We start from the raw sequence: 14,774 nt of genomic DNA, 5'->3' as shown, positions 1-14,774 counted from the left end.
TCATGAGAAATAAACCTGTTAAGAAAAAGGAAACACAAGGTTTTGGTAAATATATAAAATGGTTCTGGGGACTTTTTTTCGGAGGTATACTCCTGGTTGTGCTGGTGTTCCTGCTGGCCTCCTGGGGGGCTTTCGGGACCATGCCTACCTTTGAGGTACTGGAAAATCCGCAGACCAACCTGGCCACCGAGATCATCTCGGCAGACGGGAAAACACTGGGGAAGTATTACCTCGACGATAACAGGACCCCCGTGTCTTTTGACGGGCTCCCCGACGACCTGGTACACGCGCTTGTGGCCACGGAAGACGAACGGTTTTATAAACACTCCGGTATCGATGCCCGCGGGACCTTGAGGGCAGTGGCCTTTCTGGGTAGAAAAGGAGGGGCCAGTACCATTACACAACAGCTGGCCAAACAGCTGTTTACGGAGCAAGTTGCCAATAATATCGTGGCGAGGATACTTCAGAAATTCAAGGAGTGGGTGATTGCGATACGGCTGGAACGCCAGTATACCAAAAACGAGATCATCACCATGTATTTCAATATTTATGATTTCGGATATAATGCCGACGGGATACGTTCTGCTTCGCGAACCTATTTCGGAAAAGAACCGCAGGAACTGAAAATAGAAGAGTCGGCCATGCTGGCCGGAATGTGCCAGAACTCTTCCCTTTTTAACCCTGTAAGACGTCCTGAACTGACACAGAAAAGGCGAAACGTGGTGCTCAGGCAGATGGAGAAAAACGAATACATCACCGGGCAGGAAAGAGATTCGCTGAGTGCGCTGCCGATTAAGCTCAACTTTTCCGCGGAGACCCATAAACAGGGACTTGCTACCTATTTCAGGATGTATCTTCAGAATTTTATGAAAGATTGGGCCAACGATCCCGAAAACCGCAAACCCGACGGGGAGAAATACAATATCTACCTGGACGGCCTCAAGGTATATACCACCATAGATTCGCGAATGCAGCAGTATGCCGAGGAGGCTGTTTCCGAACACATGAAAAAACTGCAGGCGGAATTCTTTCACCAGAACACCCCGGATAGAAATAAAACGGCACCGTTCATAGGGTTGAGCCAGGAGGAGATCGACGCTACCATGAGACGGGCCGTGAGGCAGTCGGAGCGCTGGCGCAAGATGAAATACGACCTGGGAAAATCGGATGAGGAAATCCTGGGTTCGTTTGAGAAAAAGACAGAAATGACCGTGTTTACCTGGGAGGGGGAGAAGGATACCGTAATGACCCCGCTGGATTCCATACGCTATTACAAGTTTTTCCTTCGTACGGGAATGATGTCTATGGAGCCCCAGACCGGGCATGTACGTGCCTGGGTAGGAGGGATCAATTACAAGCACTTCCAGTACGACCAGGTAAAACAGGGGGCAAGGCAGTCCGGCTCTACCTTCAAGCCTTTTGTGTATGCCACGGCGATCGACCAGTTGCGGATGTCGCCCTGCGAAAAGCTGCCCGATGTGCAGCACTGTATCGAGGCGGGCAAGTACGGCAATATAAATCCGTGGTGCCCTAAAAACTCCAGCGGGAAATATACCGGAAAGATGCTGACCCTTAAGGAGGCGCTGGCCAATTCGGTGAATACCATTACCGCTACACTGATCGATAAGGTGGGGCCGGAACCTGTTACACAACTGGTGCGCAGCCTGGGGATCGAGTCCGATATCCCCGCCGTTCCTTCCATTGCGCTCGGGACTCCCGATTTTACGGTGTATGAAATGGTAGGGGCCTACAGTACTTTTGCCAACCAGGGGGTATATGTGAAACCGGTCATGGTGACCCGTATCGAAGATAAGAACGGTACGGTGCTTTTCGAGTCCGTCCCGGAGACCAGGGATGTGATGAGCGAGGAAGTGGCCTATACCACCGTTAAACTGATGGAAGGGGTTACCGAATCCGGTTCCGGTGCGAGGCTGCGCCACAAGTGGGCGGTAAACAATACACTGTATAAGGAGGTCATTACCGGGTATCCTTACGGGTTTACCAACCCGATTGCCGGGAAAACGGGAACTACACAGAACCAGAGCGACGGGTGGTTTATGGGTATGGTGCCCAACCTCGTTACCGGGGTATGGGTAGGAGGAGAAGACCGCGCTACACACTTTGCGGGGCTCAATTACGGGCAGGGAGCCACTATGGCGCTCCCCATATGGGGGTTGTACATGAAAAAGTGTTATGCCGATGAAGAGCTCGGCGTGTCTGAAGAGGATTTCAGGGAGCCTGAGAACATGACTATCGAAATTGATTGTTCCAGGTTTGAGGAAAGCCAGGCACCTGTTGATCTGAATATCGATGAGATCGACTTTTAGTAAATCCTGATAAAATACTCCGTTATACCTGTGTTTATTGTTTTATTATTTGTATTTTTCTGCTAAAAATACGGAAATGATAAATAAAAGGGTAGCTTCTGTTTCCGAGGCCCTGCGGGGAGTTCGCGATGGCATGACTTTTATGCTGGGCGGGTTCGGGCTGTGCGGGATTCCCGAAAACTGTATTGCCGAGCTGGTGCGGCTGGGGATTAAGGATATTACCTGTATCTCCAATAATGCCGGGGTTGATGATTTCGGCCTGGGGCTTTTACTGCACAAACACCAGATCAGGAAAATGATCTCTTCCTATGTAGGCGAGAACGACGAATTTGAACGCCAGATGCTCAGCGGAGAACTCGAGGTGGAGCTCACTCCCCAGGGTACGCTGGCCGAAAAATGCAGGGCGGCCCAGGCCGGTATTCCGGCTTTCTACACTCCTGCAGGGTATGGTACCGAAGTGGCCGAAGGCAAGGAAACCCGTGAATTCAACGGAAAGATGTATGTGCTGGAAGAGGCCTTCAGGGCAGATTTTGCCGTGGTGAAAGCCTGGAGGGGTGATGAGGTGGGCAACCTGGTTTTCAGGGGCACCGCCCGGAATTTTAACCCGTGCATGTGCGGGGCGGCACAGATTACCGTGGCCGAGGTGGAAGAGCTTGTGCCTGCGGGAACACTGGACCCCGACATCATTCATATTCCCGGGATTTTCGTGCAACGGATCTTTCAGGGGGAAAACTACGAAAAACGGATCGAGCAGAGAACCGTAAGAAAACGGGAGGTTTAATTTTTCAATATAGCTGTTATGTTGGATAAAGACGGTATCGCGAGGCGTATTGCCAGAGAACTTAAAGACGGATATTACGTAAACCTGGGCATAGGGATACCTACGCTGGTAGCCAATTATGTCCCCGAAGGGATAGATGTGGAGTTTCAGAGTGAGAACGGCGTACTGGGAATGGGGCCTTTTCCGTATGAAGGAGTGGAGGATGCGGATATCATCAATGCCGGGAAGCAGACGATAACCACGCTTCCGGGGGCCTCTTTCTTCGATTCGGCTACCAGTTTCGGGATGATACGGGGGCAGCACGTGCACCTCACCATCCTGGGGGCTATGGAGGTGGCTGAAAACGGGGATATAGCCAACTGGAAGATCCCCGGAAAAATGGTCAAGGGCATGGGCGGGGCGATGGACCTTGTCGCTTCCGCGGAAAATATTATTGTGGCCATGATGCATACCAACAGGGCCGGGGAGTCTAAGCTGCTGAAATCCTGTACCCTGCCGCTTACCGGGGTGGGCTGTGTAAAAAAGATTGTGACCAATATGGCGGTGCTGGAAGTTACCGCGGAAGGCTTCAGGCTGCTGGAACGTGCCCCGGGGGTATCTGTAGAGGCCATCAGGCAGGCCACGGAAGGACGGCTGGTGGTGGCAGGAGATGTCCCCGAGATGGCATTGGTGTGATAACAGGATGCCACACGGTATTTTTACCCGAAAAGATCTGAAATAACGTCTTCTATACGGGATACCAGGACTACCCGGATATTGCGGTTTTCCGGGACGATCTTGTTCTGCCCGGATATGAAAATGGTGGAAAAACCGAGTTTTTCCGCTTCCAGGATACGTTGTTCCACGCGCTGTACCGGCCTTATTTCTCCGGCAAGCCCGATCTCTGCGGCAAAGCATATATTTTTTTCCACGGCGATATCCTCGTTGCTCGACAGGATGGCAGCTACTACGGCCAGGTCTATGGCCGGGTCGTCTACCGAGATCCCCCCGGTGATATTGAGAAAGACATCTTTGGCACCCAGGCGGAATCCCGCCCTTTTCTCCAGGACGGCGAGCAGCATGTTCAGACGCTTTGCGTTATATCCCGTAGTGCTGCGCTGGGGGGTGCCGTAAACGGCAGTACTCACCAGGGCCTGTATCTCTATCATAAGCGGGCGCATCCCCTCGAGGGTGGCGGCAATGGCGGTGCCGCTGAGGGTCTCGTCACTCTGAGAGATCAGGATCTCCGAAGGGTTGGATACCTCCCGGAGCCCGTTGCCCTGCATTTCGTAGATGCCGAGTTCGGCCGTTGATCCGAAACGGTTCTTGAGCGACCTCAGGATGCGGTAGACATAATTCCTGTCGCCTTCGAACTGCAATACGGTATCTACCATGTGCTCCAGTATCTTCGGGCCTGCTATATTTCCTTCCTTGGTAATATGCCCTATCAGCATGACCGGGGTCCCGGTCTCCTTGGCAAACTTTATCAGCTCGGCGGTACATTCCCTGATCTGGGAAATACTTCCCGCCGAAGATTCTATGTAGTCGGAATGCAGGGTCTGTATGGAGTCGACGATCAGGATATCGGGAGCGATCCCTTGTACCTGCTTAAAGATATGCTGGGTTTTGGTTTCTGTGAGTATATAGCAGTGTTCGCTGTCGGGGGCAATGCGTTCTGCCCTCATCCTGATCTGGGACTGGCTTTCCTCTCCCGATACATAAAGCGTTTTATACGGCAGGCGGAGAGCGATCTGCAACAGCAGGGTACTTTTCCCGATACCGGGTTCACCTCCCAGCAGCACCACCGATCCGGGAACGATCCCTCCGCCCAGTACACGGTCCAGTTCCGTATTCCCGGAACGCATCCGGTGCTCTTCGGATTGTGATATTTCCTTGATCTTTAGTGGTCTCGATACCTTTTTGCCCCCCTGTTGCTCCTGTTGCTCCCAGGGGCTTTTCTCTTCTTTCCGGACCACTTCTTCTACAATGGTGTTCCAGGACCTGCACGAGGTACACTGTCCCTGCCATTTGGCGTACTGAGCCCCGCAGTGCTGACAGAAATAGGAGGTTTTTACTTTGGCCATGTCATATGTATTGGGAAGGAATTCAGCGGCCTAAATTAGGGATAATTTTCGGAATTATAGTGCCGGAACCGCTCAGTTATTCAGCGCCTCTATCCGCTCCATGATAAGGTCTTTGTGGATGAAATCGATCTCCTTCATACCGAAAGCCTTCTTGTAGGTGCGGGTTGCTTTTTTGATATCTCCTGTTTTCTCGGCGTATTCGGCTTCGAGAAAATACCCCAGCATGGTATCCGGAAACTCCTGCCTGGCGAGTTTGCCCAGTTTCTCCAGTGAATTGAGGTCATTTTTTTCCAGGCAGGCTGCGTAGATGGCCATAAAGTCGTTGAGACTTACCGGTTTGCTGAAACCGAAGAGTGCTTCGGCATTTTCGTATTTTCTTTCGAGGTAATCGTATACCGGGTCAGGAGAAGCCAGGATATTGTTTTTGTACTCATAAGGGGAAATGGGGCGGTATATGGCGAATATGCGGTTCAGGGCCTGGGGAATAGCGCAGGATGCAGCGGCATAACCGTCGGTATTTTCAAAGCTGTCGAAGTAATAATGAAGCCGGTCGTTCTGTATCTCCTCAACAGGAGTGTTGAGGTTGTGAATGCGGGACACCTGTTCCCGGTCGCCTTCTTCGCCGACGGCGAGATAGTAGAATGTAGTGGTGCCGATCGCGGGAAGTCTTGCGGCCAGGTGTTGCCTGATGCCGGGTGCAAAGTCGGGCTGTATGGCAATATAAGCGTCGAAAAGCGGCTGATCCTTAAAGATGAAGTAGTTTATAAAGTTGGCCGAAGAGCGATGCCCTGTAATCATTTTAAAGTTGGCCAGACTGTATTTATCTTCCAGGGAAGGCAGCAGCTCCATTCCTATGAATTCGAAGAAATCGGCTCCCGTTCCGGCGGGAAAACCACTCTCGGCGTCATAGCTGCCGTCAATGGCGGCCTGTGTGTCCGGCTGATCTATACCTACCACAATGCTGGGGGGCATCTGCCCGTTTGCAGTGTAAAACCTGGAATTCCCGACCACCAGCTCAAAGAGGTATTCGGCATTCAGCACCAGGATGAGGGGATAATACTGACCGGGATCGTAATCTTCGGGAACATACACCCTGATGTTCCGGGTTTCCCCGAGATATTCGGAGTCGAAAGATATTTCCCTGACCTGTGCGTGATTGTGCAGGAACGGGAGCAGGCCCAGCAGGCAAAGGCATAGCAGTCTCATAAGATAAGCGTATTTGGTTGTGTTTGTTACGGCACCCGGTTTCGGGGGTAACCTGCGGGTACTTTTGAAGGAACTTCCGGAATACAACAGCCGTGGCTATGGTATATCCTGCGGTGTCCTTAAGGGTTTATGCCCAGGAAGTTTGGTTATCAAGCATAACAAATATAGGCTTATTATCTCAAAATACGAATGTTAAAATCACAAAAAGGAGAAGAGGCCCGGTTACCGGCTCTTGTTGTATACCGGGAGCATCAGGAAAGACAGGGAACCCAGGGCAACGATTACGGCGGTCTGGGAGATCCACACGATCCATCCGAAAGAAGTCCCTATGGTATAGTCTATTCCGTACAGTGCAATGGCACCGGCAATGAGGAAGGGATAGGTGCCGAAGCCTCCGTTGGTAAAGGCAATGGTAAAAGAGCCGACGACAAAGAGCGACAGGGTTTCGGAAAAACTGAGGTGCTGTGTTTCGGGAAAGGCAAAGATACAGATATAGAACATCAGTACGTACATGGCCCAGATAAAGAGGGTGTGCAGGATAAAAGGCCCTTTGTGTTTCATGGAAAGTATGCTGAGAACGCCTTCCTTTAACCCGGATATGAAATGCTTTATTTTTTGCCCGGGGGCAGACTTTGTCCTTTTGAGGTACCCGTAGCACACGAGTGCCAGGATCAGGCCCGCACCTGCGATGATGCCTATTTTTCCGGGATTGATATTGCCGGTATCCACAAGCCCCCACAAAATGTCGAACTGGAGAAAGAGCGCGGTAAAGAGGATACACACCGAGATAAGGAGATCCGCTATGCGTTCGGCCACGATGGTCCCGAAGGCTTTTTCGAAAGGTACCTTGTCGTACCGGGTGGCCACCAGCGCGCGGGACACTTCCCCGGAGCGGGGAATGGCGAAGTTCAGCAGGTAACCGATACTCACGGCCATAATGCTGTTAGGGGTCCTTATACGGTGCCCGAGGGGTTGCAGCAGGTAGTTCCACCGCAATGCACGGGAGATGTGGCTGAATGCCCCGAAGAACATGGACAGCCAGATGTAGGTGTAATCTGCCTTCAGGAAATTTTCCCTGAGCTGGCCGAGCTGTTCGGGGGTAAACCTGGAGTAGGCATACCAGATCAGGAACAGGCCGAGTGCCAGCGGAAGTACGATCTGAAGGATTTTTGACAGCTTTTTTTTCACACCCCGTAATTGCCTGTTAGGTTGGTTAAGGCGGTTTCCCGCTTAGCCGATAGCATTGTTTTCTGTGTTCGGAAAAACCAGGGATGGCTTGAATTGTTTGGCTTCTTCGAAATCCATCAGGGCGTAGGAAATGATAATGACAATATCTCCCTTCTGCACTTTTCTTGCAGCGGGGCCGTTCAGGGTTATTTCACCACTGCCCCTGTTTCCCTTTATAACATAGGTTTCCAGGCGCTCCCCGTTGTTGATGTTTACGATCTGCACCTTTTCTCCCTCGATGATGTTGGCGGCTTCCATGAGTGCCTCATCTACGGTTATACTACCGATATAGTTGAGTTCTGCCCCGGTAACGGTAACCCTGTGGATTTTGGATTTTACTACTTGTATCTGCATGCTGCAAAGGTAATTATAAATTGGGAGTTATGTGTTAAGTATTGTTAAAGGCAAAGGCATATGCTCCGGCATGGTCGTGGCTCAGTTGAGGGCGATATTATCGATAAGCCTCACTTCTCCTGCAAACACTGCTACGAATGCCCGGTATTTTTTGCCTTTTTCCTTTTGCGCGGCAGTCTCAAGAGTGCCTGCATCTGCAATTTCCACATATTCCAGCCTGAATTCCGGGTGTTCCCCGAATCGTTCCCTGACCAGTTCTTTTACGGATTCGGGGGTGCGGGTCCGGAAGTTTTCGCGTGCTTCCTGCAGGGTCCGGAATATAAAGCCTGCTTCCCTGCGGAGCGCTGCGGGAAGACGTTCGTTGCGGGAACTCATGGCCAGGCCGTTCGCCTCCCTTTTTACAGGGCACCCGTGAACGCTTACCGGGATATCGTATTTCCCGACCAGCGTCTTTATGATCTGAAGCTGCTGGTAGTCTTTCTCTCCGAAGTAGGCATTGTCGGGCCTGATGATCTCAAAAAGCCGTTTGACAATGGTTCCTACCCCGTCAAAATGCCCTTCCCTGAATTTTCCTTCCATCCGGAATTCCAGTCCGTCAAAGTCAAAATGATCTGATGTCACGGCGCTGTCATAGATCTCTTCTACATCGGGAGCAAATACCAGGACATCCGGGTTTACGGCATATAAGATACCGGTATCTGCTTCCAGGCTTCGGGGATATTTTTTCAGGTCGTCCTTGTTGTCGAATTGTGTCGGGTTTACGAAAATGCTTACCACAACCGTGTCGTTTTCGCGGGTGGCCTCTTCCACCAGGGACAGATGCCCCTGGTGCAGTGCCCCCATGGTAGGGACCAGCCCGATGGTCTTACCTGCTGCTTTTAGTGCGGAAATTTCCTTTTGTAATACCTCTTTCCGGTGGTATACTGCCATAAGGTGATGAATTAATAGCCTGCAAATCTATGTATTTTCACCGAAACAGGGGATGGTTATGTGATATTCCTTAAAAAGCCCGCATACCGGAAACAAGACCGCGCCGCAGGAGCGGAATGCCGGCAGGTATACAGAATAGGGCAGGTAGGAATGAGTACGTTAGGTATATTTTTTGTATTTTTGCATGCTTTGGGAGTTTTTTGAAAAAAACAAACAGCTTCTCTGATAAAAGTTTTATTGTAAACACAACGAATTTATGACTGATAAAAAAGTGTTATTTGTCGCTTCCGAAATGATACCTTATCTGCCGGAGAACGAAGTTTCATCCCTGGCCTATGAGAATCCGAGGATGGTTAATGACAGGGGGGGACAAATACGAATTTTTATGCCTCGTTTCGGTAATATCAACGAGAGAAGACACCAGCTTCATGAAGTCATACGCCTTTCCGGCATGAACCTGGTCATCAATGATATGGATATGCCGTTGATCATCAAGGTAGCGTCTATTCCCAAAGAGCGCATTCAGGTATATTTTATCGACAATGAGGAATACTTCAAGAGAAAGGCTACGTTTTCGGATGAAGAGGGAAATCTTTTTCCCGATAATGACGAAAGGGCGATATTTTTTGCCAAGGGCGTTGTAGAGACGGTAAAGAAACTCAACTGGTCGCCGGATATTATCCACGTACATGGCTGGATGGCCTCGATGCTTCCGCTGTACCTCAGGAGGTATTATGCCGACGAGCCCCTGTTTGCCGACAGTAAGATAGTGACTTCGGTATACGATAGGAATTTTGAGGGAACACTGGACAAGGGGATGCTGGAAAAGGTGAAGTTCGACGGCATAGCGGAAAGTGAAGTGAATGCCCTGGCAGATCCGGATTATTCGGGAATTATGAAAGTGGCCATAGATAATTCTGATGCCGTAATTGTGGCTTCGGAGCGTATTCCCGAAGACCTGCAGGCCTATCTGGATAGTGCAGACAAACCGGTATTGCCGTTTGTCCCCATATATGAATTTGAGGAGGCTTATAAAGAATTCTACGAAACAAAGGTTTTAGGTTAAATTGAGGAATTTGCGGACCGCTGGTACAGCACTTCCGGCAGCCCTTGTATTGGGAGGGGATACGGGAGTACGCCCGGTTTACGGTTCCGGAAAAAAAAGAACAGAATGAGGAAAGCATATTTTCGGTTATACGGGGCAGTACTGCTTCTGGGCAGTGGCGTTTTTGGTGTGTCCTGTAATGATGATATCAATACGATCGGTACCGATATCATAGGCGGAGGTAATTTTGAGACCGAAAAGGTGGATTTTGAAGTATATGCGTACAACCGGAAACTGGCCGGGGTGCAGACCAACGGGTTGCCCCTGTACCAGTTGGGGGTGTATAATGATCCCGTGTACGGAAAAACCGAGGCCAGTATCATCTCGCAGTTGGGGCTGCCCAGTTCTACCGTATTCGGAACTTCGGGAGATAATAATGAGCAGGTGAAGACCGTGTATCTCAATATTCCTTTTTTCAGTACGGTCAAGGAGGGACAAACCGAAACGAATGACAACGGCGAGCCGGTGGCCCGCCAGTTTGAGATCGATTCCGTTTTCGGGAATAAAACTGCCGAGTTCAGGCTCAGGGTAGAGGAGTTTACCTATTATCTGAGAGACCTCGATCCGGGAAGCGACTTCGGGCAGCAGGAATATTTCTCCAATAACGAAGAACTTTCCTCTCACGTAGGGGCGGTACTCCGGGATGATGTGATGACCATCGATGACCGGGAGATACTGGTTATGAAAGAAGATGATCCGGACACCGATGAAGACGAATCGGAAGAAGTGGATACCCGGCTGAGCCCCCGGATAAGGGTAGAGCTGGAGCCTGAATTTTTTCAGCAGATACTGGACCGGGAAGGCAGTGAAGTACTGTCGACCAGAAGTAATTTCCAGGAATTTATCAAGGGGCTCCGCTTTTCCGTAGGGGACCTCTCCGACGATATGCTGATGTTGCTGGACTGGAATAATGCCAGCGTGGAGGTGGTGTACACCTACGAAAGGGAAGATACCTCTTCAGACAATGACGATACTGTAGAAACGGAGGCCTCGTTTACCATGAGCCTTGCGGCGTATACGGTAAACTCCAGTAACGGTGCGAGGTCGAAGGCAAATAATGTGGTCAATATAATGCACAATGAAGCCTACCCGGCCGAGATCGCCGACCAGCTCGATACCGGTACCAATGCTTCCAGCCTGTACCTCAAGGGAGGGGCGGGAACCGTGGTGGAACTGAGCCTTTTTGACGAAGACAGGGAAGGTGAGGTATTGGCAGATATCAGGGCCAAACAATGGGTGATCAACGATGCAAGCCTTACCTTTTACGTAGACCGGGAGAAGCTGGACGCCTACCAGGTGGGCAGGGAGCCTTCCAGGGTCTATGTCTATAACCTGGACGATAACAGTGTACTGGCCGATGTGGAGCTGGATTATACCACCAACCAGGACAAGAACCTTTCCAGGCTGATATACGGCGGGGTGCTGGAAGAAGAGAACGATAAAGGGATAAAATACAAGATCAGGCTTACCGAACATATAGACCGGGTCGTAAACAAGGATTCTGCCAATGTCAGGCTGGGGCTGGCGCTTACGGCGAGTATCAACAATACCATGAACGTATCTGCCCTGGACCAGGAGGGGGATTCTTCCCTGCATGTGCCGGAAGCTGCCGTGCTTACTCCCCTGGGGACCATTCTGTACGGGAACAATGTAGAAGATGAAGCGCAGAAGGACAAGCGTCTGAAACTGGAATTGTACTATACCGAGATAGACTGAGAAACTGTTCCGGGAAAACCTCGAAGGGTCTTTGTTTCGGGGAGGCTTTGAGCATGCCTGTAGTAAAAAACACAAAGCACCTGTCGGAACCCCGGTACAGCCCGGAAATACGACAGGTGCTTTGTCATTTGATATGAAGTTATTAGGTTACTGGGTTAATGAGTTAATGAGTGTTGCCTGAATAACCTGATAACTTAGTAACTTAATAACCCAATCATAGCTACCGGCCCGGTTTACGGATGTTGGTGTGAGCGGATCTCGATAAAAGGAAGTTTCAGATGGAAATAGCATACAAGGGAATTCCGGTTTTCTTTGAGGAAGAAGGCAAGGGGGCTGCCGTGGTATTGCTTCACGGTTTCCTGGAGAATACGACAATGTGGGACGGGTTTTTGCCTGTGCTTTCGTCCGGGTACAGGGTGGTGACCATAGACCTTCCGGGCCACGGGAAGACCGGGTGTCTCGGTTATGTGCACACCATGGAAATGATGGCCGGGGTGGTCAGGGAGGTACTTCGCCACCTGAAAATCCGGAAACCGGTGCTGATAGGTCATTCGATGGGAGGATATGTGGCCCTGGCCTTTGCTGAAAAACATCCTGATATGGTAAAGGGGCTGGTGTTGCTCAATTCTACAGCCCGTGCAGACGACAAGGTCAGGAAGCAGAACAGGGACAGGGCCATTGCCGCTGTCAAACAGAACCACAGGAACTTTGTGCGGATGGCCGTGGCCAATCTTTTTCGTCCCAAGAACAGGAAATTGTTCAGGGAAGAAATAGCCCGTGTAAAGGCGGAAGCCCTGAAAACCCCTCTTCGGGGAATTGTGGCTGCCCTTGAAGGCATGAAGGTCAGGGAGGACCGGGAGGTGCTGCTGCATTTCTCTCCGTACCGGAAAATGATCATTGCCGGAAGAAAGGACCCCGTACTGCCGTTTGATACGCTACTGGGGCAGACGGAGGGAACGGATGTTGCATTGTTTGAAGTTTCTGACGGCCATATGAGCCATATTGAGAATAAAAAGGAGGTTTTGAATGCAATATGTTGGTTTTTAAAGAAATAGGCTTGGTTTTTTTGGTATTCCGTTTATTATGCATTATATTCGGGGCATTAATCGAAACACCCCAAAACTATGCGTATAAAGTCTAAAAAATCTGCCTTTTCACTGGCGCGGATATTGTGTTTTGTATTCGGGCACCGTTTTCGGGTAAGCAGGGAGGTCACCGCCCATATCAAGGAATACCGGTGTACCTGTTGCCGGGCCGAAGTAACCCTTGACGACGAGGGGCATATTACCTCGCTGACGTCACAACTCAAGGAAATAAACGATACGCTTACCGATCTGCACAAGAAAAAGCGGCATTCCAGTTCCGCAGCCTGAAGCGGGTTCCGGGGGCGTAGTGCGGCCGGTGTTTTTCCCGTACCGTTTTAATCGTCCTTTAAGGCATTCCATCCCCTTGCCGTAATCGGTATTGCGGTGTTGGCTCGGGTAATCAGGTGCTTGCCTTCATTCTCCGGGGTCATATAGCCGATAATGCTCAGGTTGGGATTTCCCTTTATCCTGGGGTAATCTTCCTGGTCTATGGTAAAGAGCAACTCGTAATCTTCCCCTCCGCTCAGGGCTACCGTGGTGCTGTTGATATCAAATTCCTCACAGCTGGAAATAACCTGGGGGTCCAGGGGGATCTTGTCTTCGTGAAGGTTGCAGCCCACCGCCGATTGTTTACAGATATGGATGATCTCCGAAGAGAGCCCGTCCGAAATATCGATCATGGAAGTGGGTTTTACGCCCAGTTGCTTCAGGAGTACGGGGATGTCTTTTCTGGCTTCCGGTTTCAGTTGTCTTTCCACGATATAGGTGTACATGGAGAGATCGGGCTGATTGTTCGGGTTTACCTTAAAAACCTCTTTCTCCCGTTCCAGTACCTGTAATCCCATATAGGCCGCACCCAGGTCTCCGGTAACCACGAGCAGGTCGTTGGGCTTTGCACCGCTGCGGTACACCAGGTCCTCCGCCCCGGCTTCGCCTATGGCGGTTACGGAAATGAGCAGCCCCTTGCCGGAAGAGGTGGTGTCGCCGCCTACCAGGTCTACCTGGTACAGTTCGCAGGCGTGGGAGATACCCGCATAGAGTTCTTCCAGGGCTTCCAGCGGAAAGCGGTTGGACACTGCGATGGAAACGGTGATCTGTGTGGCCGTGGCATTCATGGCGTAAATGTCGGAGAGGTTTACCATTACTGCCTTATACCCCAGGTGCCTGAGCGGCATATAGGCGAGATCGAAATGTACCCCCTCGACAAGCAGGTCGTTGGTCACCACTGTTTTCCGGTCCTTGAAATCCAGCACTGCGGCATCGTCGCCAATGCCTTTTACGGTAGATTCCCTCTTAATCGTAAAATTTTTGGTAAGATGCTCTATAAGCCCGAACTCCCCCAGTTCCGACAGTGATGTGCGCTCTTGGTTTTTATCTTCTAACATAGTGCAAAGTTAGCGGTTTTTACAGGATATCCGCAAAATGTCTCTTTTTGAAACCTCCGGGAGGTAACGGCCTGTTGTTTTCCGTGATTTTTTCCGGAATGATCTTTCATAAGCTTTGCCTATGAGGGCATAGCGTAATTGCTGTATAAATAGTTTATTAAGTCTAATATAGTTACTATCTTTGCCAGGCAATTAAGGATTAAACCATTAACAAGATCATGATAAAAGTTTCAGACACAGCGAGGCGAAAGGTTGTAGAGCTCATGACCGAGGAGGGTTTTGATGCTGCCAGTGATTTTGTACGTGTCGGTGTAAGGAGCGGAGGGTGCAGCGGCTTGTCCTACGAGCTGAAGTTCGACCACGACCGGAACGATGACGACAAGCTCTTTGAAGATAACACCGTACGGATACTGGTAGATAAAAAAAGCTTTTTATACCTGGTAGGGACCACCCTGGAATATTCGGGAGGGCTCAACGGAAAGGGGTTTGTGTTTAACAACCCCAACGCGCAGCGAACCTGCGGATGCGGGGAGAGCTTCTCCCTGTAGGCGGAGATGCAGATGACGGTTTGGGCCTGTGTATATCACCGGCCGGG

Annotated in this window: 14 protein-coding genes; 8 read left to right on the top strand and 6 right to left on the bottom strand. The window is 50.6% G+C overall.

Annotation, left to right across the window (positions count from 1 at the left end):
* Positions 1 to 2: 2 nt before the first annotated feature.
* The 3 genes from DN748_RS14100 to DN748_RS14090 all read left to right on the top strand — a co-directional run bounded on the left by DN748_RS14100 (position 3) and on the right by DN748_RS14090 (position 3,783).
* Positions 3 to 2,327 (top strand): penicillin-binding protein 1A, encoded by a 2,325-nt coding sequence (locus DN748_RS14100; protein ID WP_112372470.1) that lies wholly within the window; start codon positions 3 to 5, stop codon positions 2,325 to 2,327.
* A 76-nt stretch (positions 2,328 to 2,403) separates the two neighbouring features.
* A complete protein-coding gene (locus tag DN748_RS14095) occupies positions 2,404 to 3,108 on the top strand; it encodes a CoA transferase subunit A (RefSeq protein WP_112372542.1) in 705 nt (234 codons plus the stop codon).
* A gap of 18 nt (positions 3,109 to 3,126) precedes the next feature.
* The gene (locus DN748_RS14090; protein ID WP_112372469.1) at positions 3,127 to 3,783 is read left to right on the top strand and encodes a CoA transferase subunit B; all 657 of its coding nucleotides are present in this window, start codon (positions 3,127 to 3,129) and stop codon (positions 3,781 to 3,783) included.
* A gap of 23 nt (positions 3,784 to 3,806) precedes the next feature.
* Here the strand turns inward: DN748_RS14090 and radA are convergent, their stop codons facing one another.
* The 5 genes from radA to panC all read right to left on the bottom strand — a co-directional run bounded on the left by radA (position 3,807) and on the right by panC (position 8,888).
* Positions 3,807 to 5,171 (bottom strand): DNA repair protein RadA, encoded by a 1,365-nt coding sequence (radA, locus tag DN748_RS14085; RefSeq protein ID WP_112372468.1) that lies wholly within the window; start codon positions 5,169 to 5,171, stop codon positions 3,807 to 3,809.
* Positions 5,172 to 5,243: 72 nt separating this feature from the next.
* Complete coding sequence (locus DN748_RS14080) at positions 5,244 to 6,377, bottom strand: alpha/beta hydrolase (protein WP_112372467.1); 1,134 nt, start codon at positions 6,375 to 6,377, stop codon at positions 5,244 to 5,246.
* A 222-nt stretch (positions 6,378 to 6,599) separates the two neighbouring features.
* Positions 6,600 to 7,565: a lysylphosphatidylglycerol synthase transmembrane domain-containing protein gene (locus DN748_RS14075; protein WP_236636876.1), complete on the bottom strand. Its 966-nt coding sequence runs from the start codon at positions 7,563 to 7,565 to the stop codon at positions 6,600 to 6,602.
* A 42-nt stretch (positions 7,566 to 7,607) separates the two neighbouring features.
* Positions 7,608 to 7,958 (bottom strand): aspartate 1-decarboxylase, encoded by a 351-nt coding sequence (gene panD, locus DN748_RS14070; protein ID WP_112372466.1) that lies wholly within the window; start codon positions 7,956 to 7,958, stop codon positions 7,608 to 7,610.
* Positions 7,959 to 8,039: 81 nt separating this feature from the next.
* Positions 8,040 to 8,888: a pantoate--beta-alanine ligase gene (gene panC / locus DN748_RS14065; protein ID WP_112372465.1), complete on the bottom strand. Its 849-nt coding sequence runs from the start codon at positions 8,886 to 8,888 to the stop codon at positions 8,040 to 8,042.
* 256 nt (positions 8,889 to 9,144) lie between these two features.
* On the opposite strand from panC, the gene DN748_RS14060 reads away from it, so the two are divergent.
* The 4 genes from DN748_RS14060 (at position 9,145) to DN748_RS14045 (ending at position 13,082) form a co-directional block, all read left to right on the top strand.
* Complete coding sequence (locus DN748_RS14060; RefSeq protein WP_112372464.1) at positions 9,145 to 9,954, top strand: glycogen/starch synthase; 810 nt, start codon at positions 9,145 to 9,147, stop codon at positions 9,952 to 9,954.
* A gap of 105 nt (positions 9,955 to 10,059) precedes the next feature.
* The gene (locus DN748_RS14055) at positions 10,060 to 11,709 is read left to right on the top strand and encodes a DUF4270 domain-containing protein (RefSeq protein ID WP_112372463.1); all 1,650 of its coding nucleotides are present in this window, start codon (positions 10,060 to 10,062) and stop codon (positions 11,707 to 11,709) included.
* A gap of 278 nt (positions 11,710 to 11,987) precedes the next feature.
* Positions 11,988 to 12,764, top strand: a complete 777-nt coding sequence (locus DN748_RS14050) for an alpha/beta fold hydrolase (RefSeq protein ID WP_112372462.1) — start codon at positions 11,988 to 11,990, stop codon at positions 12,762 to 12,764.
* 69 nt (positions 12,765 to 12,833) lie between these two features.
* Entirely contained in the window at positions 12,834 to 13,082 is a 249-nt protein-coding gene (locus DN748_RS14045) for a hypothetical protein (protein ID WP_112372461.1), read from the top strand.
* Between the two features lie 47 nt (positions 13,083 to 13,129).
* Here the strand turns inward: DN748_RS14045 and thiL are convergent, their stop codons facing one another.
* Complete coding sequence (gene thiL / locus DN748_RS14040; protein ID WP_112372460.1) at positions 13,130 to 14,179, bottom strand: thiamine-phosphate kinase; 1,050 nt, start codon at positions 14,177 to 14,179, stop codon at positions 13,130 to 13,132.
* Between the two features lie 218 nt (positions 14,180 to 14,397).
* Between thiL and DN748_RS14035 the strand changes: the two genes are divergently transcribed.
* A complete protein-coding gene (locus tag DN748_RS14035; protein ID WP_112372459.1) occupies positions 14,398 to 14,727 on the top strand; it encodes a HesB/IscA family protein in 330 nt (109 codons plus the stop codon).
* Positions 14,728 to 14,774 lie beyond the last annotated feature (47 nt).

Source organism: Sinomicrobium soli, assembly GCF_003285545.1.
Lineage (GTDB): Bacteria > Bacteroidota > Bacteroidia > Flavobacteriales > Flavobacteriaceae > Sinomicrobium.
Note: the sequence above shows the minus strand (reverse complement) of the source record. Positions and strands in the feature narration are given on the sequence as shown.

Excerpts from the sequence above, each read along its gene's own strand:
- panD (WP_112372466.1), bottom strand. The coding sequence starts at position 7,958 with ATGCAGATACAAGTAGTAAAATCCAAAATCCACAGGGTTACCGTTACC.
- DN748_RS14100 (WP_112372470.1), top strand. The coding sequence starts at position 3 with ATGAGAAATAAACCTGTTAAGAAAAAGGAAACACAAGGTTTTGGTAAA.
- DN748_RS14045 (WP_112372461.1), top strand. The coding sequence starts at position 12,834 with ATGCGTATAAAGTCTAAAAAATCTGCCTTTTCACTGGCGCGGATATTG.
- DN748_RS14080 (WP_112372467.1), bottom strand. The coding sequence starts at position 6,377 with ATGAGACTGCTATGCCTTTGCCTGCTGGGCCTGCTCCCGTTCCTGCAC.
- DN748_RS14035 (WP_112372459.1), top strand. The coding sequence starts at position 14,398 with ATGATAAAAGTTTCAGACACAGCGAGGCGAAAGGTTGTAGAGCTCATG.
- DN748_RS14050 (WP_112372462.1), top strand. The coding sequence starts at position 11,988 with ATGGAAATAGCATACAAGGGAATTCCGGTTTTCTTTGAGGAAGAAGGC.
- panC (WP_112372465.1), bottom strand. The coding sequence starts at position 8,888 with ATGGCAGTATACCACCGGAAAGAGGTATTACAAAAGGAAATTTCCGCA.
- DN748_RS14095 (WP_112372542.1), top strand. The coding sequence starts at position 2,404 with ATGATAAATAAAAGGGTAGCTTCTGTTTCCGAGGCCCTGCGGGGAGTT.
- thiL (WP_112372460.1), bottom strand. The coding sequence starts at position 14,179 with ATGTTAGAAGATAAAAACCAAGAGCGCACATCACTGTCGGAACTGGGG.
- DN748_RS14055 (WP_112372463.1), top strand. The coding sequence starts at position 10,060 with ATGAGGAAAGCATATTTTCGGTTATACGGGGCAGTACTGCTTCTGGGC.
- DN748_RS14090 (WP_112372469.1), top strand. The coding sequence starts at position 3,127 with ATGTTGGATAAAGACGGTATCGCGAGGCGTATTGCCAGAGAACTTAAA.
- radA (WP_112372468.1), bottom strand. The coding sequence starts at position 5,171 with ATGGCCAAAGTAAAAACCTCCTATTTCTGTCAGCACTGCGGGGCTCAG.
- DN748_RS14060 (WP_112372464.1), top strand. The coding sequence starts at position 9,145 with ATGACTGATAAAAAAGTGTTATTTGTCGCTTCCGAAATGATACCTTAT.